This is a genomic window from Pseudomonas sputi, assembly GCF_021603585.1.
Classification (GTDB): Bacteria; Pseudomonadota; Gammaproteobacteria; order Pseudomonadales; family Pseudomonadaceae; genus Aquipseudomonas; species Aquipseudomonas sputi.
Window position 1 is genome coordinate 1 of sequence record NZ_BQHI01000027.1, and the last position, 19,502, is coordinate 19,502.

At 61.8% G+C, this 19,502-nt stretch carries 16 protein-coding genes; 11 read left to right on the plus strand and 5 right to left on the minus strand.

Annotation, left to right across the window (positions count from 1 at the left end):
• Positions 1–335 precede the first annotated feature (335 nt).
• A complete protein-coding gene (locus L6D81_RS24835; protein WP_236182309.1) occupies positions 336–1,157 on the plus strand; it encodes a glycosyltransferase family 2 protein in 822 nt (273 codons plus the stop codon).
• Between the two features lie 325 nt (positions 1,158–1,482).
• Here the strand turns inward: L6D81_RS24835 and L6D81_RS24840 are convergent, their stop codons facing one another.
• The 5 genes from L6D81_RS24840 to L6D81_RS24860 all read right to left on the minus strand — a co-directional run bounded on the left by L6D81_RS24840 (position 1,483) and on the right by L6D81_RS24860 (position 8,107).
• On the minus strand, positions 1,483–2,067 hold the full coding sequence (locus tag L6D81_RS24840; RefSeq protein WP_236182363.1) for a hypothetical protein: 585 nt from the start codon (positions 2,065–2,067) through the stop codon (positions 1,483–1,485).
• Positions 2,068–2,180: 113 nt separating this feature from the next.
• Positions 2,181–3,248, minus strand: a complete 1,068-nt coding sequence (locus tag L6D81_RS24845) for a lipocalin-like domain-containing protein (protein WP_236182310.1) — start codon at positions 3,246–3,248, stop codon at positions 2,181–2,183.
• A complete protein-coding gene (locus tag L6D81_RS24850) occupies positions 3,238–5,709 on the minus strand; it encodes an ABC transporter permease (protein WP_236182311.1) in 2,472 nt (823 codons plus the stop codon). Before L6D81_RS24850 ends, L6D81_RS24845 begins: the two co-directional genes overlap by 11 nt.
• Positions 5,706–6,359, minus strand: a complete 654-nt coding sequence (locus tag L6D81_RS24855; protein ID WP_236182312.1) for an ABC transporter ATP-binding protein — start codon at positions 6,357–6,359, stop codon at positions 5,706–5,708. Before L6D81_RS24855 ends, L6D81_RS24850 begins: the two co-directional genes overlap by 4 nt.
• 50 nt (positions 6,360–6,409) lie before the next feature.
• On the minus strand, positions 6,410–8,107 hold the full coding sequence (locus L6D81_RS24860; RefSeq protein ID WP_236182313.1) for a sulfatase-like hydrolase/transferase: 1,698 nt from the start codon (positions 8,105–8,107) through the stop codon (positions 6,410–6,412).
• Between the two features lie 390 nt (positions 8,108–8,497).
• On the opposite strand from L6D81_RS24860, the gene L6D81_RS24865 reads away from it, so the two are divergent.
• From L6D81_RS24865 to L6D81_RS24910, 10 genes are read left to right on the plus strand one after another with little or no spacing between them, the layout of a single operon-like run.
• Positions 8,498–9,850, plus strand: coding sequence for a UDP-glucose dehydrogenase family protein (locus L6D81_RS24865; protein ID WP_236182314.1), 1,353 nt, complete (start codon positions 8,498–8,500; stop codon positions 9,848–9,850).
• On the plus strand, positions 9,847–10,884 hold the full coding sequence (locus L6D81_RS24870) for an NAD-dependent epimerase (RefSeq protein ID WP_236182315.1): 1,038 nt from the start codon (positions 9,847–9,849) through the stop codon (positions 10,882–10,884). The genes L6D81_RS24865 and L6D81_RS24870 overlap by 4 nt, the downstream gene beginning before the upstream one ends.
• An 18-nt stretch (positions 10,885–10,902) precedes the next feature.
• Entirely contained in the window at positions 10,903–11,649 is a 747-nt protein-coding gene (locus tag L6D81_RS24875; protein ID WP_236182316.1) for a sugar transferase, read from the plus strand.
• Positions 11,649–12,296, plus strand: coding sequence for a CpsD/CapB family tyrosine-protein kinase (locus tag L6D81_RS24880; RefSeq protein ID WP_085698620.1), 648 nt, complete (start codon positions 11,649–11,651; stop codon positions 12,294–12,296). The genes L6D81_RS24875 and L6D81_RS24880 overlap by 1 nt, the downstream gene beginning before the upstream one ends.
• 21 nt (positions 12,297–12,317) lie before the next feature.
• The gene (locus L6D81_RS24885; protein ID WP_236182317.1) at positions 12,318–13,343 is read left to right on the plus strand and encodes a polysaccharide biosynthesis/export family protein; all 1,026 of its coding nucleotides are present in this window, start codon (positions 12,318–12,320) and stop codon (positions 13,341–13,343) included.
• Between the two features lie 16 nt (positions 13,344–13,359).
• On the plus strand, positions 13,360–14,952 hold the full coding sequence (locus L6D81_RS24890) for a GumC family protein (protein WP_236182318.1): 1,593 nt from the start codon (positions 13,360–13,362) through the stop codon (positions 14,950–14,952).
• Positions 14,953–14,987: 35 nt separating this feature from the next.
• On the plus strand, positions 14,988–16,040 hold the full coding sequence (locus L6D81_RS24895; RefSeq protein ID WP_373874341.1) for a glycosyltransferase family 4 protein: 1,053 nt from the start codon (positions 14,988–14,990) through the stop codon (positions 16,038–16,040).
• On the plus strand, positions 16,037–17,407 hold the full coding sequence (locus L6D81_RS24900; RefSeq protein WP_236182320.1) for an O-antigen ligase family protein: 1,371 nt from the start codon (positions 16,037–16,039) through the stop codon (positions 17,405–17,407). The genes L6D81_RS24895 and L6D81_RS24900 overlap by 4 nt, the downstream gene beginning before the upstream one ends.
• Complete coding sequence (locus L6D81_RS24905) at positions 17,404–18,372, plus strand: glycosyltransferase (protein WP_236182321.1); 969 nt, start codon at positions 17,404–17,406, stop codon at positions 18,370–18,372. The genes L6D81_RS24900 and L6D81_RS24905 overlap by 4 nt, the downstream gene beginning before the upstream one ends.
• Positions 18,365–19,501, plus strand: coding sequence for a glycosyltransferase (locus tag L6D81_RS24910; RefSeq protein WP_236182322.1), 1,137 nt, complete (start codon positions 18,365–18,367; stop codon positions 19,499–19,501). The genes L6D81_RS24905 and L6D81_RS24910 overlap by 8 nt, the downstream gene beginning before the upstream one ends.
• Position 19,502 lies beyond the last annotated feature (1 nt).

Below are 19,502 nucleotides of genomic sequence, written 5' to 3' on the forward strand. Positions count from 1 at the left end.
GGAAAAGTGCGATGAATCAATTTGCGATTCTGTACGGAGATCGATTTATCAGGCCAACCTGGTAAAAGCACGGCCTGCCTGACGGCAGGCCGTTACCGGCCCGCACACAAAATATCTGACAGTCCCGCTTGAAAGGGCGGCGCATCTTACCGTGGAACCGCGCTTGATCGCCAAGCGCCTCGCCTGCGTCGCAAGCCGTAACAAGTCGCCCGGCCCAGGCGCTCGGAAATTAAGCTTGAGCTAAGGTTGCGTCCCTACCATCCGGGCCACCAAGCAGCGGTTCTGTGTGCTGATTGCCGTCAGCAGAACCCTTCAACTTGAAGTGAGCCCGGACCATGAGCGCGATCGATTCAACCTCAAAACAAATGCCCACCTTCAGTCTTGTATTGGTCAATTACAAGACGCCGGAAATAACCCGGATGTGCCTGGAATTTCTCCAGCAATACGTCAAGGAGCATCAAATTCCGGTGTGGGTGGTGGACAACGATTCCGCCGATGAAAGCCTGATTTACTTGCGGTCTCTGGACTGGATCAACTTGATCGAGCGCCCTTCACCCGGCAAAGAGGCGGGGCATATTGCTCATGGCAAGGCACTTGATCTGGCACTTGCGAAAGTTGAAACCGATTACCTGTTTTTGCTGCACACCGATACTTTCGTTTTTGACAGCACTGTCTTTTCGATGATGATGAATGAGTGCATGCAATCTTTGGATACGGCGGCGGTCGGTTGCGTCGAGCAATTGGATCGCGGTGTTCTTAGAGACACCTGGCGTTTGTCTTCGCGTTATTTCAAACACTATTTCCGCCGGGCAAAACAGCATTTCGGGTTGCCGTCCCGAGAGCCAAAACCCTACCGGGAAACTCACCTGAAAAGCTTCTGCACCTTGTGGAATGCACGCCTGATCAAGGCTCATGGACTACATTTTTCGATGGACGACCGGGTCCCGGGATACACGCTGCAGGATCGTTTAAGCAGCCTTGGCTACGGCATCAAATGCCTCTCGCCGCGGACGATCTTTCGCTACCTGGATCACATTCAGGCCGGCACCGTGGCCGCGATCGGTGGATACGGCAAACAGCACCGCCGCACCACCATGTATCAGGAAACGCTCAAGCGCCTTCAGTTACAACAGGGCATGCGACCCGCCAAATCGTAAGACAATAAAAAAGGGCGACTTCAAAGTCGCCCTTTTTGTATCTGAATTCTGTGGCCTCCACTCCGAGGAGGTGTTCGCCCAGTGTAATGGCCTGGCAATCCATGCACCGGTAAAGAGCCCTGACACTGGGCGAACGCGAAGGATTTTAATGGAAACTGGCGGATATGTCGTCCTGCTTCAACATGAAATTTATGTACTGAAAAGTTAAAGAAAATATTCGTCGATATTTCCCGACAAACTTTCTGACATCACCCCCTCGAATACTTCATATGACTGTTCTCATACAATTGTTTGTACAAGAACAGCCGCTTTGTAGAGTTAATACTCAACTTTCATGCTGACTGGTCACTTTTAATACATCGGTGTAAGTGACCACAACGCTTTGCCCGACTTTCAAATCTTTCAGTTTGGCCTGAATCTCAGGCTTTTCGACGTTGAGGGTTTTCGACTGGCCTGAAGGGTTTTCCAGGGTGACCTGGTTTGTCGCCAAATCAATTTTGGTGATTTTCAACTGGACCTGAACCTGGCGGAAAGCCTCGCCACCGGGGTTGCTGCTGCCCACGGCGTTACGCAGTTCACCGGTACGCTCGGTGGAGCCTGGCAGACCTTTATCCACGTCGGTGTCCAGATAAGCGGCGACCGAACGTGTCACCTCGATCTTGACCAGATCGCCCACCTTGAGATTTCCGAGGTTTTTCGCCTTGTCGCTGAGCTGAATGTGCACCTGGCGACCTTCTGCGCCTTCCAGGACCACCTGATGATTGGCCGGGTCAACCGCCAGCACTTTGGTGGTGACCCGGTCCGCCTCGACCGCGGCCGACAGCGGGATATCGGCGGCCATCGCCGAAAGGCTGGCAGCAGAAAAGACAGTGGCAAGTGCAATGGCGTGCGTCAGTGCTTTGAGCTTCATAAGCGGTACTTTCCCTGTGATGGATGGCAGCGCACGGCACCGAATGGGTCTCGGCAGCGTGCGTGCCAAGGAGCATAGACGCTGATCGGCCGTTGCTCCTCGATCCGGGTCAATCAGTACCCGGTCATCTCCAGATACCCCTGCCCGCCCCGGTTGCCGCTCAGGCGCACCGGCCCTTCCCAATACGGAATGCGCAGGTTCATCCAGGCATCGGGGTTGATTGCATCAAGGGTGATCTGCAGGTTTTTCTGCGGAATGTCGATTGACCAGCGCACCGGCATCGAACGGCCGGCCACCTTCGCAGTGCCTTGCGGGGTCAGCTTGATCTGTTCGGCGTGCAGGGTTTCGGTCTGGCCATCGGCGGCAATCCACGTGCCGGTCAGGTACGGCGCACCTTCCTTCTGGCGCATGCGGTAAAGCATGACGTGTTCACCGCCGTCCAGATGCAGGGAGAACCAGTCCCAGCCCGTCTGGTTGGCGGTCAGCGGCTGGCTGCTCCATTCGCGGTCGAGCCACGCGGGGCCGTTGACGGTGTAGGTCTGGCCGTCGATCTGCAGGGTGCCGCTGGCCTGGAAGAACGGCTGGCTGTAGTAATACGACGCCTGGCCCTGTTCGGATTTCTGGCTGAAGCCCTTGTCGCCCTGCAGCACCAGCGGGCGGCTGGAGGTCAGGCGCAGTTGGTAGCTGAAGTTCTTGTCCTGGGCGCTGAGTTGCAGGTCGGCCAGCGGATCGCTCGCCTGACTGACAAAGCGCCAGTCATCGATCCATGCCTCGAACGGCGCCGCACGCACCCCGGCCTGGCCGACGCCGCCACGGGCGTAACGCTCGGCGGCGTGGTGGACGCTGGCCGAGGTCACCGCTGCATGCCCGAGCCAGATCGTCTGGTTGGCCCAGCCCGGTTGCTGCGGCGAGGCGTTCAGGGCGCTGCGGAATAACGTCCACTGCACGCCGAAATCGTTGCCCTGGGCATCCTTGAGATTGGCCGTCACGTACCACCATTCGATGCGAAAACCGTCATGGGCACCGTGATCCGCCGGGAAGCTGAACACCCGCCCCGGCACCACCGGCGTAAACGCCTGCGCTTGAGCGCCCATCCCGGCGAAGCCCTTCTGCTCCGGTGCCGGGTTGTCGCATCCACCGAGCAATAACGCCAGAAACGCCAGCGCAAACCTAATTCTCATGGGCAAACGTCCTCAACAAGTCCGCCGGTTGCGTGCGGTACAGCGAATACAGCGGCCACGCCGAGGCCAGCAAGGTCGCCAGCAGCGCCAGCCCCATCAGTTGCAGCAACTGCCATGGAAACACCCGCAGCGGCAGACGCCAGCCAAAAGCCTGCACGTTGATCACCGCGTCCAGGCACCACGCCAGGCCGATGCCCAACGGCAACGCCAGCACCAGCGTCAGCAGCGCCAACAGCCAGGTTTGGCCGAGGTTGAGCAGCATCAATTGTCGTCGCGTCACGCCCAGAGCCCACAACGGTGCGAGCTGACCGAGACGGCTCTGGCTCTGGGTCAGCAGGCTGATGAACAGCGCCACGCCAGCGACGGCCAACGTCAGGCTATTCAGGGCGGCGGTCGCGGCGAAGGTGCGTTCGAAGACTTGCACCGACCAGCCCTTGAGTCGCGCCTGATCGACGATGCGGCTGTCATCGAGCTGAAAGCGTGCCTGCAAGGCCGTGAGCAGCGCCGGGATGTTCGGCGGGTCGATGCGCAGGTTGAAGCGGTTCGGCGTCAGTTGCGGCCAGCCGCGCAACAGGTGATTGCTGTTGACCAGCACATGGCCCTTGGGGTTGCCGTAGTCGGCGTAGATCCCGACGATGCGCGGCGACCACGACCCGCCCGGCGTGGGAATCGTCAGGTGATCGCCCGGCGCCACTTTCAAGCGACGCGCCAGTTGCTCGCTGAGCATCACCGCATCGTCCTTGGCCAGCGCCGCCCACGGGTCATCGCCCCGCGCTTCGAGCAGCGGCCAGTGCTGGCGATAGTGCGGATGATCGATGATCCCGAACACGTCCGCCGGCCAGCCTTGCAGCGTCACCGAAACCTGCCAGTTGGGCATGATCGCCGTGACGTTCGGTTGCTGTTTGAGCCAGGTGGACAGCTCTCGCGCCTGCGCCGGGTTGCTCGGGTTCAGATAGAGCTCGGCGGTGAGCCGTTGTTCGAGCCAGTCGTTGAAGGTCTGGCGGAAACCGGCGGTCATGCTGCCGGCACCGATGTTCGCCGCCATCGCCAGCAGCAACGCCATCAACGCCAGGCTCAGCGCCGGCAATTGCTGGCGGCAATCGGCGAGAAACCACTGCCCGAGCACCGAGCGGCTACGCCCGAGCGAACCGTTGAGCAGCGCACTGAGCAACACCGGCAGCGCCAGCGCGGCGCCGAGCAACAGCCCCGCCATCAACACAAAACCGCTGGCCAGGCTGTTGCCCCACACCAGCGCGGCCAAGGCAATCACTGCACACACGCCGGCCACCCAACCCTGACGCCGCAACCAGCGCGCATGTTGCTGATGCCAGGCCTGTGGATCCGCCACCGCCAGCAACGGCAGACGCGCCGCCCGCAGCAAGCTGTTGGCTCCGGCCAGCAACGCGCCGAGCAGGCTCAAGCCGATACCGCTGAACCACCACCATGGACTCAGACGCAACTGCCCCGCCACTTCCGCGCCGTACAGACCGCGCAGGCTGGCGGCGACATCCGGCAACAGCACGCTCGCCAGCCAATAACCGCTGACCACGCCGAACAGCCCGCCGATCAACGCCAACGCGCCGAGCTCGACGATCAGGCAAGCGATCAACATTCGCGCGCTGACACCACAGGCCCTCAGCGTGCGCAGCAGTCCCCGGCGTTGCTCCAACGCCAGACCGATGGCCGCGTGGACAATGAACAAGCCGACAATAAACGAGAGGAACCCGAGCGCATCGAGGTTGAGGTGGAAGCTTTCGGTCAGTCGCGCCAGGTTGTTTTCCTCGCCACTGCTCTTGAGCTGCAGCTGGCCTTTGAACGCGGCCGGCACCTCGGCGTGAAAATCCTTCGGCAGCAGCAGACGCGACAGTTGATCGGGTTGTTCGAGCACGCGTTGAGCGGCGCCAATGTCCACCAGCAGCACGCCGGGGGCCATGTCGGTTTGCGCTCGCAGCGGTGGCAACGTCTGGCCGGTTTCGCTGGTCGGGGTCGCGCCCTCGACGAGGTTCAGCGCCCGCAAGGTGTCGGGAGAAATCCAGGTGCTGCCCGGCGGGGTGAAGAATTCGACGACGCGTTCAATCGGCATCGCCTGCCCGGCCACTGCGCTGTCGCCGGGCAACGACACCGGTTCGATGCCCATCAATTGCAGGCGCTGGTTCTCGTGGCCCTTGAGCATCAGGCGCCCTTGCAGCACCGGCGACACCGGCCAGCCCAGGCGCCGCAGGTCAACAAACCATTGTTGCGGGAACGTCGCGCCGTTCGGCGTACTGAGGCTGGCTTGGGGCTCGCCGCCGATCATTTGGCTGGCCCGAGCGTAACTGTCCCGCGCCTGACTGTTGAGGGCTTCGACTCCGGTCAACAGGCTGGTGGCCAGCCATAGTCCGGTCAGCACACTGAAAAACTGCACCGGATGGCGTCGCCAGTGACTGAGCAGCGCCATCAGCGCATGGCGGAAAACCTTCACGTCAATCGTCCGTTGGACAGCACCACCCGCTCGGCCAGCCGTGCCGCCACCCGCTGACTGTGGGTGACCATCAGCAAGGTGGTCGGAGTGTCGTCGAGCAATTCCAGCAACAGCCGCAGCACTTCGTCGCTGGTGGCTTCGTCGAGGCTGCCGGTGGGCTCGTCGGCCAGCAGCAATTTCGGTTGCGCGGCCAGCGCCCGACCGAGCGCGACCCGTTGTTGCTGGCCGCCGGAGAGTTGTTCGGGATAGCGCTTGAGCAGTTCGCTCAGCCCCAGACGCTGCACCAGGTGATGCTGCCAGCGCGGGTCATGCCGCCCGGCCAGCCGCGCCTGAAACGCCAGGTTGTCCTCGATCCGCAGGCTGCCGATCAGGTTGTACTGCTGAAACACCAGACCGATTTCGGTGCGCCGCCAGTTGGCCAGTTGCGCCTCGTTCATCCGGTCCAGTCGATGCTCGCCGCTGCTGATGCTGCCGCTGTCGACTTTGTCGAGCCCGGCGATCAGGTGCAGCAGCGTGCTCTTGCCGCTGCCCGACTCGCCCATCAGCGCCAGGCTGCTGCCGGGTTTGAGCGTCAGGTCGATGCCTTGCAGCACCGGCAACGAGCCTTGCGGGGTGAGGTAGCTTTTGAAGACGTTGTGAACCTGGAGCATGCCGCCATCCGATCGATCCGTGTCGGCCAAGGATAGCGGATACCGACGCGTTACTGCCCCACCGCCACACTCGTCGGCGCTTCACCCGGCGTCACGATGCTGTTCAGGTCGATGTGTTTCCACTCGGGCTTGGCCCCCAGCCGCGCGTTGAAGCGGTAGTTGAAGGTGAATTCATCCGCCGTCGCCACGCTCAGCGGTTTGCCGTACACCGCTTCGATTCCCGGCAGGTCGTAGCCCATCAACTGCAACAGGGTCGGGAAGATGTTGTAGTGACTGGAGCGATCCTTGTTCGCCGCCAGTTGCGCCGACCAGTCCAACGTGTGCAACTGATCGCCCTGAATCACCACCAGCGGCACCAGCCCTTCTTCCTCCACCGGATCGCCGCCGCAGTGGGTGTTGAGTCCCGGATTGCCGCGTTCGTGCAAATCCTGGCCGTGATCCGAGGTGTAGATCAGCAGCGCATTGTTCAGGTTGGCCTGGGCAAATACCCGCGAGAAGAACTCGCCGACATTCCACAGCAAGGTGTTCTTGTAGGCATTGCGATACAGCACCCAGTCATCCGGCTGGCCGTTGAAGCCGGTGCGTTCACCGGTGTCGGCGACTTCCGTGAACTGCCCGCGCGGCAAGGTCGGGCGGTAGGCCATGAAGGCGTCCGGGTATTTGTCGTGCACCGGGAAGTGCGCGCCGACCTTGTTGATCAGCACCAGCTCCGGCTTGTCGTCGTTGAGCAGCTCGATCAACTTGGCGGCGGCGGCCATGTCGCGGTCGCGCACGCTGGTCTGGTCGAATTGCACGAATTCGTCGATGTCCTTTTTTTCGGCATCGTTCATCAGGTTCTGCAGGTTGCCGCCAGTGCGCTGAGCGTCGATATAGACCGTGCGCAGGCCGGCCTTTTTGGCGTACTGCCAGATCGACGGCAACGTGCTGTTGATCCGCATGTAGTCAGCGCGGGTGCCGCCGTAGCGCAGGGTGATGTTGGTGTCGGCGCTGCAATTGGCGATGGACGCCGCGTAGCCGTAATTGAAGATCTCGACGCCCGGACGGGCCTGCTTGAGGTTGCTGTGCACGCCGAACGGCGCGTTGATGTCCAGGTAATTGCCGGAAATGCTCTCGTCGATGATCAGCACGATGTCGTGGCCGATCGCCGGGCCGTTACGTGCGAGGGTCACCGGCTCACGCGGGCCGACGGTGTTGTGCAGCGCTTCGTAGCCGAACAGGTTCAGATAGGCCAGCGGCGTGTACATGATCGGCAACCCGCGCGCGCCCTCCCCGGCGCGTACGAACAGCACGACGCTGAGCAGCAACACGCCACACACCGGCGCAGCGATCCGCCAGGCATTGGGTAGCGGGATCGCGTGCCGAGGCTTGAGACCGATCCCGAACAACAGCAACAACCCGTTGAGCAGCCCGTGGATGATCGCTCCCCGGTATTGATACGCCGCTTCCTGGATGAAGCCGCCGGAGTACACCAGCGAAACGAAACTGCTGTAGGTCAGGTAATCGGCGGTCACCCTCGTATAAACATCAAAGAACACCGCCGAGACAAACAGGGTTAATGCGAACACATGCCGAATGATAGTCTGACGTATATAGGCAGTTAGTAATAACGCACCTGTAAGCGTCAAAAACATCGCGCCAAAAAGAAGTACTGTCAGCCCCATACCCATCGCATTTAAACGATCGAGGTAATATTCGGAATAAAGCAATAGATAAATAATTAAAAGCAGTTCTTTTAAATATCGAAACATGGCGATTCCGGGTGCGTCCGACGAGACGTTGTCAAAGGTTTGTCGGTCAAAATCTGACACTAGCACCGGGCCATCAAAGCGCAAGAAATGTCGGACATTATCAAAAAGCGTCAAAAAACCGCTGACTCAAATCTGACACACCCAAGTCGTTAAAACCCTTGAATTTCGCGGCCTACGACCGTTTATCGCTTTCTTGAAAATGGGAAAAACACGTCAAGAACGGGACAAATCCAACTACAGCAAGCACTTGATGGCCTTTCGCCCCCAGACATGGGGGTGTTATACCCCTGCAACATGTCATTTTGCTGACACGCTTTTCCCACATTGCGCTATACCCCTTTTGACAGTTCCATTTTGATCTTCCATCACCGTCTTACGAGGCACGCCAATATGGACGTGAGCGTATTTGGTACGGGCTATGTTGGCCTGATACAAGCAGCCGCACTTGCCGATGTTGGACATCGCGTATTGTGCGTTGATATTGACCCGAACAAGATTAAACAACTGCAACAGGCGGTACCGCCTATTAGCGAACCGGGTCTTTCGGCAACTTTGGAAGAAAACATCAAGGCCGGGCGTTTGTTGTTCAGTACCCAGGCCAGTGATGCGGTGGAACATGCCGGACTGATCTTCATTGCCGTGGGCACGCCGGCCGACGAAGACGGCTCCGCCGACCTCAGCCATGTGCTCAACGTGGCGCGGCAGATCGCCAGCTTCATGGAGGATGATCGCACGCTGATCATCAAGTCCACGGTGCCGGTCGGCACGGCGGATCAGGTGCTGCACACCGCTGAAGAAGAACTGCAGCGGCGCGGCAAAAGTGGTCTGGCGGTGCGGGTGGTGTCCAACCCGGAATTTCTCAAGGAAGGCAGCGCCCTCGCCGACTGCATGCGTCCGGACCGGATCATCGTCGGCACCCGCGACGAGCTGGCCCGCGAGCAGATGAGCGAGCTGTACGCGCCCTTCTGCCGCAACCACGAAAAACTGATGTTCATGGACAACCGCAGCGCCGAGCTGACCAAGTACGCAGCCAACGCGATGCTCGCCACCCGCATCAGCTTCATGAACGAGCTGGCCAACCTCACCGAACTGCTCGGTGCCGATATCGAAGCGGTGCGCAAGGGCATCGGCTCCGACCCGCGCATCGGCTATCACTTCATCTACCCCGGCTGCGGCTTTGGCGGCTCATGCTTTCCCAAGGACCTGCGCGCCCTGCTGCACACCGCCGAACACAACGGCATGCCGCTGAAACTGCTGCGCAGCGTCACCGACGTCAACGACGCGCAACGGCACATTCTGTTCAGCAAACTCAGGGCGCAATTCCCTCAGGGGCTGGCCGGCAAGTCCATCGCGATCTGGGGTCTGGCGTTCAAGCCGAACACCGACGACATGCGTGAAGCCCCGAGTCGTTACCTGATGGATGCGCTGTGGGCCGAAGGCGCCAGCGTGCAGGCCTACGATCCGGAAGCGATGTCCGAGTGCCGGCGCCTTTACGGTTACCGCAATGACCTGCACCTGTGCGCCACCCGCGACGACACCCTGGAGGATGCCGACGCGCTGGTGATCTGCACCGAGTGGAAGAATTTCCGCGTGGTGGATTTCGAGCTGCTGGCCAGCAAGCTGCGCTCCAAAGTCATCATCGACGGCCGCAACCTCTACAACCCGGAACAAGTGGCAGCCGCCGGCCTGCACTACAGCGGCATCGGTCTGCGCCATATCGCGCCCGACGGGTTACGGCCATGAAAATCCTCGTCACCGGTGCGGCCGGGTTCATTGGTGCTCATGGCGTGCTGCGGCTGGTGCGCGACGGGCATCAGGTGATCGGCCTGGACAATTTCAACGGCTACTACGATCCGCAGCTCAAGCACGATCGGGTGGACTGGGTGCGCGAACAGATTGGCGATTTCCAGCTCGCCACGATTGATCTGGCGGATGCGTCGGCTCTGGAAGCCCTGTTCGTCCGCGAACGGCCGCAAGTCGTGGTCCACCTCGCGGCGCAGGCCGGGGTGCGCTATTCGCTGGAAAATCCACGGGCCTACCTGGACAGCAACCTCGACGGTTTCCTGAACGTGCTGGAGTGCTGCCGCCGGCACCCGGTCGAGCACCTGATCTACGCCTCGTCCAGTTCGGTGTACGGCGCCAACCAGCGCACGCCCTACTCGGTACAGGATGGCGTCAATCACCCGCTGTCGCTGTACGCCGCGACCAAGAAAGCCAATGAGCTGATGGCCCACAGTTACAGCCACCTGTTCGGCATCCCTTGCACCGGACTGCGGTTTTTCACGGTGTACGGGCCCTGGGGCCGGCCGGATATGTCGCCGATCCAGTTCGCCAAAGCCATCAGCGAAGGCTCACCGCTGAAGCTGTTCAACTACGGCGAGCATCAGCGCGATTTCACCTACATCGACGACATCATCGAAAGCATCGCACGCCTGATCGAGCGGGCGCCCCGGGCCAATCCCGAGTGGAACCGCGAGCAACCCGACCCGGCCAGCAGCATGGCCCCGTGGCGTTTGTTCAACATCGGTGGCCAGCATCCGGTGGCGCTGAAAACCTACCTCGCCCTCCTGGAAAAACACCTCGGTCAGAAAGCCGTGGTGGAGTTGCTGCCGCTGCAACCGGGCGACGTACTCAATACCTGCGCCGAGGCCAGCGATCTGGCCCAGGCCACCGGGTTCCAGCCCCTGATCGAGCTGGATGAGGGACTGGGGCGATTCATCGCCTGGTTCCGCGATTACTACCCCACTGCCTATCGCCCACGCGCCGCTCGCGGCTGAACATCAGCGGAGGACTCCATGACTGGACATGAGAAAGGTGTACCGATCCAACAATTGGTGCGGGACAAACGCATGGATCCGGAACAGCGAATGCGCCTGGACGCGGCGATCCACCGTCAGGGCCAAGGCTGGATGACCGGTCGCGATGGCGGTCGGCCGTGGCAACTGTCGCGCACCAATCGGGTGGTCGCCTGTCTCGGCGCACTGATGATTCTGCTGATGATTTCGCCGCTGCTGATCGGTCTGGCGCTGGCCATCAAGTTCACCAGCAAGGGCCCGGTGATGTTCGTGCAGAAACGCACCGGTTATCGCGGGCGCAAGTTCGGCATGTACAAGTTCCGGACCATGGTCGCCAACGCCGAAGAGCTCAAGGAGTCGCTGCGCCACCTGAACAAGCACGGTGCCGACGCCATCGACTTCAAGATCGACCAGGACCCGCGCATCACCGGGATCGGCGGTTTCCTGCGGCGCACCAGCCTCGACGAACTGCCCAACCTGATCAACGTCGTGACCGGCGACATGCGCCTGGTCGGCCCTCGTCCGACCTCGTTCAACGCCTACCGCTACAAGGACAATCACCTCGCGCGTCTGGCGATCTACCCCGGCATGACCGGCCTGTGGCAGATCTCCGGACGCAGCAATATCGACTTCGACCAGCGCGTTGAGTTGGACCTCAGCTACATCGCCGAGCAGAGCCTTCTGCTTGATCTGAAGATCCTGTTGAAAACCCCCTTCAAAGTATTCAGCGGCCACGGAGCAAGCTAATGGACGGTTCAACCAACAAAAGCCTGAGCATTGCCAGCCCCAGCGAGTCGAACCTGACCTCGACCGTGCTGGACCTGGATCTGCGGATCCTGTTCCTGACCGCCGCCAACCCCGGCGCCGGCACCACCACCAGCGCCCTGGCGCTGGCCAGTCAACTGGCGCAGATGAGCAGCGGCCAGGTGCTGTACGTCGACGCCAGCCAGTCGGCGAGCAACCTGACCCAGCAACTGAACCTGAGCAAGGAGCGCGGCCTGCGCGACCTGCTGTTCAACCCGGACAACCCGCCGCTGTTGCAGGACTGCGTGGTGCAGGTGTCGAGCCTGCCGTTTCACGTACTGCCCAACGGCCGGCCGATCCGCACCATGGAACACCTGACCGCCGAGCGCCTGAGCCCGTTGCTCGATCAACTGGGCAGCCAGTACCGCTTTGTGGTGATCGACGGCGACGCGGTGTATTCAGCCGCCGACACGCTGGTCATCAGCACCCAGGTCGACGGCGTGGTGTTCGTGGTACGCGCCGAAGACACGCGCTGGGAAGTCGCCCAGGCAGCCGTGCAACGGTTGACCCAGGCCGGGGCGAAAGTGGTCGGCAGCGTGTTCAACCGACGCAAGTACTACATGCCCAAATGGCTCTACAAAAACCTGTAAGCAACCGCAAAGGATGACGCCATGAACGCCAGGATTCTTGTGCTGCTGATGCTGCCGCTTGCAGGCTGCTCGAGCACCTCCGAAACCCAGAACATGCCGGTGAACATTCTCACCGCCACCCCGGCCAACGCCCAGGCCACCGACATGCCGAAGATCGAGCAGACCCTGCGCCCGCAGGATGTGCTGGACGTGATCTTCCACATCAGCACCAGCGGCTCGGACGCCTACCGCGTGCAGTCGGGTGACCAGATCGGCCTGAACTTCACCGCCGCCAGCCAGCTCAACGGTAATCAACTGGTGCTGCCGGACGGCACCATCGAACTGCCGGGCGCCAACACCTCGGTGAAAATCGCCGGGCTGACCAGCGATGAAGCGCGCCAGGAAATCCAGCGCGCCTATCAACGCAAACAGCTGTTCCAGCCCAACCGCAATCAGTTGACGGTGCAGATCATCAGTCCGCTGACCAACGAGCAGAACCTGAAAAACGCCCTCAACCACCCGGCCACCGGCATGAGCCGCGAGATCACCGTCGGCACCGACGGCTACGCGAGCTTCCCGGAAATCGGCGCCGTGCCGCTGCAGGGCATGACCGTCAACCAGCTCGAAGCCTTCCTCAACAAGAAGTACGCGCAACTGCCGGGACGCATGACCGTGGACGTGCTGCTCAAGTCCACCGCCGGCAATGAAATCTATGTGTTGGGTGAAGTCGGCCAGCCGGGCTCCTACCCGATCCGCCGGCCGGTGTCGGTGCTGGAGGCGCTGACCCTGGCGCGTGGCACCAACGTCAAGGCGCGGCTCGATTCGGTGGTGATCATGCGCCGCAACGGCAATCAGGTGCAGGCCGTGCGCTACGACGTTGAAAAAGCGTTGTCGGGCGAGGCGCCGCAAATCGCCTACCTGCAACCGGACGACATGCTGTACGTGCCGAAAACCAAACTGGCCAGCGCCGGCGAACTCGCCAGGCAACTGGCCGACGTGGTGCTGTTCCAGGGCGTGGGCTTCAGCTTCGGCTACCGCGTCGACAACAAAGACAGTGACAGCAACTGACTCTCAGGTGACCGACATGAACCCAAAGGAAAACTACCTGCATGAGTTCTTCAGGATCTTCTTCGCCAACAAGCAACTGGTGAAACGGGTCTTCCTGATCTTTGCAGTGATCGCGCTGGTGCTGCCACTGCTGCTCAAGCAGAGCTTCGATATCACCGCTCAGGTGATCGTGCAGTCGAAAAAACTGTCACAGGGCGACGCCACCACATCGCTCACCGTGGACAACGCCACCTTCATCCCGCCGTCGCTGGCGGACATGGAAACCGAGAGCAACATCCTGCGTTCGCCGGCGCTGATCCGGCAGACCATCAGCGAGCTGCGCGACAAGGGCGAATACACGCCTTCACCGGGCATGTTCAGCAAACTGGTGAGCGAGCCGTTCAAGCGCTACGTCAGCTCGCCGCTGCGCCTGTACGTGATCAACCCCTTGCGCAACGCCCTGGGGCTTGAGACCGATCCGGTGCGCGACACCGCGCTCGATGCGCTGACCCAGGACGCGATAGACAGCCTGAAGATCGAGACCCTGCCCGGCTCCAACGTGATTTCGATCGTCTACAGCTTCCCCGATCCGCATCAAGGCACGAGCTTCGTCTCTGCCCTGCTGCAAAACTATCTGGTGAGCCGTCAGGCGCTGCAATCGATCGAGCTGCCGCAGTCGTTCTACGAAACCAAGAAACATCAGTATCAGGTGCGTCTCGATGGCCTGGAAGGCAATCGCCAGGCGTTGCTGGAAAGTGTCGGCGCATCGGATCCGAAGGAGGAAATCACCTTCCGCCTCAACGCGATCAACACCGAAGAGCAGGCGCTGAACCTGTATCGCGACCGTCTGCTGCAAAGCCAGCGCTGGCTCGAGTACCTGAAGACCGCGCTGGCCGCCGCCAGTAACAGCAAACTCAACGACTACACCTTCCCCTACACCTTCACCACCACCGTCGACAACGTGGCGTTCGAGGATCGGGAAATCAAACAGATGGGCGAGCAACTGACCACTCAGGTCAGCCGCTACATGAACGACCTGGCCGTGTTCCAGCCAAGCAGTGAACCGATGTTGCTGACCCGCGAGCAGATTGCCCGCACCCGTCAGCAGTTCCTCAAGGTGGTGAGCAACCGCATCCAGGAACGTACCAACGATCTGGCGGTGGTCCAGCAGGTGATCAATCAGAAAACCGCGCGCATCGCCGAGTTCAAGAGCCGCATCCAGGAATTGCAGCAAACCCAGAGCAAACTGCGGCAGATGGACACCGAGATCGATGCCCTGCACGCCGCGTTCTCGACCTATGCCCAGCGTTTTGCTGAAAGCAGCACCACCCGTTCGCTGAACGATGACTTGTCCAACGCCCGGGTGTTGAGCCCGCCGTTCGAGCCGACCGAAGCGGCGTTTCCCAAGCCGATGCTGATCATTCCGTTCGGGCTGTTCACCGGTTTGCTGTTGGCGATTGCATTGGTCTACGTGCGTGAGTTCTTCGATCACCGCTTCAAACACCCGGCGCAAATCAGCCACGAACTGGGCCTGCCGGTGCTGCTGGTGATCAACGACCAGAACGCCCAGCCGAGCAACCCGCACAAGAACTGGACCGTGCCAAGCTTCATGTACTGGGTGCGCAATTGAACACGCCGTCCACCCCGAACGCCGCCCTGCCGATCATGCATTTGCTCAGCAGCGGTGGCTTCTACGGGGCCGAGCGCATGTTGCTCGATCATTGCCTGGCGACACCGGGGCAGCACCAGGTGCTGTTCCTCGATGCGCCGCCGGAACTGATCGCGCGCTTTCGCGAGGCCGGCGTCGACGCACAAGGCTGCGCAGGGCTCGCTGCCCTGTTGCGGCACTTGCGTCAGCGCCGGGGCGAGCGTCCGTTGATCAATACCCACAATTTCAAGGGGCTGTTGTTCGGCTGGGTCGGCGCCACGCTGTTGCGCCTGCCGCTGGTCATCACCCAGCACGGCTTCACCCCGCGCAGCCGCAAGCAGAAGTTCTACACCTGGCTGAGCCTGCAACTGTGCCGCACGGCGTCGGTGGATCGGGTGGTGTGTGTCGCCGAAAGCATCGCGCTGTTGCACCGTCAGGCCAGCGTACGCGCGGAGAAGTTGCAGGTGATCCCCAACGGATTGCCGGCAGCGGCCGCCCTGCCTTGCGAGGCGCCAGGACCACGCTGGCTCGCCGGATACGTCGGGCGCTTGAGCAGTGAGAAAGGCCCGGATCTGTTTCTCGACGCGCTGATCCCGCTGTGTCACCAGCATCCGCAGCTCGACGCGGTGATGCTCGGCGACGGCCCGGAACGCGAAGACTTGCAGGCGCGGATCGACGCCGCCGGTTTGCAGCAGCGTATCCGTCTGCCGGGTTACCAGACCGACATGCGCCCCTGGTGGCAGCAACTCGATGCGCTGGTGATCAGCTCGCGCACCGAAGGCACGCCGATGATTCTGCTGGAAGCGATGCAGGCCGGAGTGCCGGTGGTGGCATTCGGCGTCGGCGGGATTCCCGATGTGCTGGAGAACCGCCACAACGGTTTGCTTGCGGCCCCCACCGACAGCAATGCCCTCGCCCGCCAGCTCGATACCCTGCTGTCCGAGCCCGGGTTGGCGCGGCAACTGCGCGACAACGCAAAACGCACGCAACAGGACCGCTACGACCTCAAGGCCCTGGCCGAACGCTGGTCGCAGTTGTACATCCGCACGGCACGGGAGGCACGCGCATGATTCTTCCGCTCTCGATCGTCAGTCTGCTGGGGCTGGCCTGCATCGCTCTGCTGGCCAGCCCCTGGCCCTATCTGGCGCCGGGCGCAGTGCTCGGTCTGGTGGGGTTCGCGGTGTTGTACCGCAAACCGACCTGGGGCCTGCTCGGCATCGTCGCCCTGGTGCCGTTCGAAGGTTTCTTCAAGGACAACCCGCTGTCGGGCAGCAAACTGATCGGTGCTTCGCTGGCGGTGATCCTGATGCTGCAACTGGCGATGCATCAGATTCCCTCGGATCGCCTGCGCAGCAATATCTGGCGTTTCCTGATCGCCTTCATGGTTCTGTACTTTCTGAGCCTGCTCAACACCGATGACATGGGCATGTCGCTCGGTCATCTGCGGGAAATCAGCGTCGGCCTGATTCTGTTTGTCATCACCCTGCTGATCGGCCGCGAGCTGAACCTGGACCTGTTCGCCCGGCTGGTGACCCTGGCGGTCAGCACGACCTGCGCCATGGCCATGTTCTCTACCAAATTCCAGGATCAGGGCCGCGCCGCCGGCCTGCTCGAAGACCCCAACGCCTTCGCCCTGCTGATCGCGTTCGCCATTCCAATGGCGTTGCTGCTGGTGATCCGCAGCCCGAACCTGCTGCATCGGCTGTTCTGGGGCGGTTGCTGCCTGCTGTTGCTCGGCGGCATGACCAAGACCGAATCGCGCTCCGGGCTGGTGGTGCTGGCCCTGAGTCTGGTGATCGGTTGCTGGCACTACCGCGCGCAACTGGCGCGGATTCGCCCGCGTCACCTGGGCTTTGCCATGCTTGGCGCGGCGATCGTGATTCCGCTGGCGATCTATGCGATGCCCGCCGGTTACATCGCCCGCATCCAGTCCCTCAGCGTGTTGAGCGCCGGTGCCAAGGGGCACAACGACGAATCCCTCGGCCGCCGCGCCTCGTACATCGTGGTCGGCAGCCAGATGATCCGCGAAAACCCGCTGCTCGGCTCCGGCCCCGGCACCTTCCCGCTGCACTACGCCACCACCGGTTACGCCAAGGCGTTTTCCGCCAACCGCAAAGTCGGCGACCTGTACCGCCGGGCGCATAACACCTACCTGGAAATCTTCAGCGAACTGGGGGTGCCCGCCGGCCTGATGTTTGTCGGCATGCTTGGATTGGGCCTGTACAACCTGGCGCGGGCGCGCAAGGCGTGGATGTTGCGGCGTGACTGGCAGCAGGCGGATCTGATGACCCATCTGGGGGTGAGTTTTCTGTCGCTGACGCTGTTCCTGATGTTCCTCAGCGCGCCGAACCAGAAATACCTGTGGATCATGCTCGCCATGACCTGCGTCCTGCGCCTCAAAGCCGAGCAGGCACCGATGACGGAGGCCAGGGCATGAGCCGGATCAGTATCGTCATTCCGATGTACAACGAGGCCCGGCACATCGGCCGCACCTTGCTGGCCGCGCAAAAAGCGGCGCACGCGGCGGATGTCGAGTGTGAACTGATCGTCGTCGACAACGGTTCGAGTGACGAAGGACCGCAGATCGCCCGGCAGTTCGGCGCCCACGTACTGGTGATGCCGGGCCTGTTGATCGGTGCGCTGCGCAATCGCGGCACGGCCATTGCCACCGGGGAATGGCTGGCGTTCATCGACGCCGACGTCGAAATGCCCGAAGACTGGCTGCTGCCGTTGTTCGACATCGAAGCCAGCGGCCAGGCCGACGTCTTCGGTCTCGATCTGCACACCCCCGCCGCTGCGCCGTGGTACGCCACTGCCTGGCAGCGCCGGACCCTGCGCCCGAGCAGACACACCAGCCATGCCGTCGACTGGCTGCCCAGCGCCAACCTGTTGCTGCGCCGGCGCTGGTTCGACAAGGTCGGCGGTTTCAACGAAACCCTGCGCACCGGCGAAGACAAGGAATTCACCCTGCGCCTGCGCGAGCACGGCGCCCGACTGCTGTCGATCAATGAACACGTCGCGCTGCACTGGGGTTACGAAATGAACTGGCGCGAGTGGATGGGCAAGGAACTGTGGCGCCAGGGCAGTCATCTGCAACTGCTGCGCAGCCACGGTTTCAGCCTGCGCCTGCTGCGATTTCCAATGTTGTCGATCTTCGTCTGGATTCTCGATTTCCTGGCGATATCCGCCCTGCTCGACGGCTTTCCCCATCACGCCGTGATCATGGTGATGCTGACCCTGGTGCCGGGGCTGGTGCTCAGCGTGCGCCAGAGCGCCAGGCACCGCAACGTCTGCCTGACCCTGCAACTGTGGGGCCTGCACTGGCTGCGTCTGCATCTGGCGGGCGCGGCGTTCATTCTCAGTCTGTGTCATTGGAACGCCAGGAGGCCTGCCCGTGGCTGAATTCATTTTCTGGATGTGCCTGCTGCTGCCGGCGTACGCCTACGTCGGCTATCCACTGCTGCTGACGCTGCTCGCGCCGCTGTTTCCGGCGTGGCGCCACAGCCCGGCCCCGCCGCTGAACATCAGCATCGTCATCGCCGCCCACAACGAAACGCGGCACATCGAACACAAGCTGCGCTCGCTGCTGTCCCAGGATTATCAGCCGACGACCCTGCAAATCATTCTGGCCAGCGACGGTTCCACCGACGACACCGTGGCCTGCGCGCACAAGGTCGTTGACCCGCGAATCACCGTGCTCGACCTGCCCCGCCAGGGCAAGGCGGCGACGCTGAATGCCGGCGCGGCGTTGGCCACCGGCGACATTCTGGTGTTCACCGACGCCGACAACCAATGGTCGCGGGAAACCCTCGGCAACCTGCTGGCGCCCCTGAGCGACCCGCAGGTCGGCGCCTGTGCCGGACACATGGTGATCCCGGTCACCGGTGGCGGACTGAGCATCGGCGACAGTCTTTATCGGCACTACGAGGGCTGGTTGCGCCGGGTCGAGAATCGCACCGGGTGCATGGTCTCCGCCGACGGCGCCCTGCTTGCCCTGCGCCGCGAGTTGTTCGAGAACGTACCGGCCGAGGTCAATGACGACTTCTTCATCAGCACCTGTGCGCCGGTGAAGTTCAAGCGCATCGTCTACGTGCCCGAAGCGCAAGTGATCGACCACGGCGTGGACGAAGCGGACAAGCAATTCCGCCGGCGCCAGCGGGTCACCGTCGGCGGCCTGCAAAGCCTGGCGCAACGCAGCGAGCTGCTCAATCCGTTCAAGCATGGGCTGTATGCGATTGCGTTGATCAGCCACAAGTTGATCCGGCGCCTGGCGCCGATCCTGTTGCTGCCGCTGCTGCTGAGCAACTTCTGGCTGTGGGAAGAGCACGGTTTCTATCGCCTGAGCCTGATCGCCCAACTGATCGGCTACGCCATCGCAATCGCCGGCCTGCTGGATGCACAACACCGCTTGCCCAAGCCGTTCCGCCTTGCGGCGTTCCTGCTGGTGACACTGGCGGGCATGAGCATCGGCTTGTGGCAGTTCCTGCGCGGCCAGCGTTATGCCCAGTGGAACCCTGACCAAAACCGTTGAG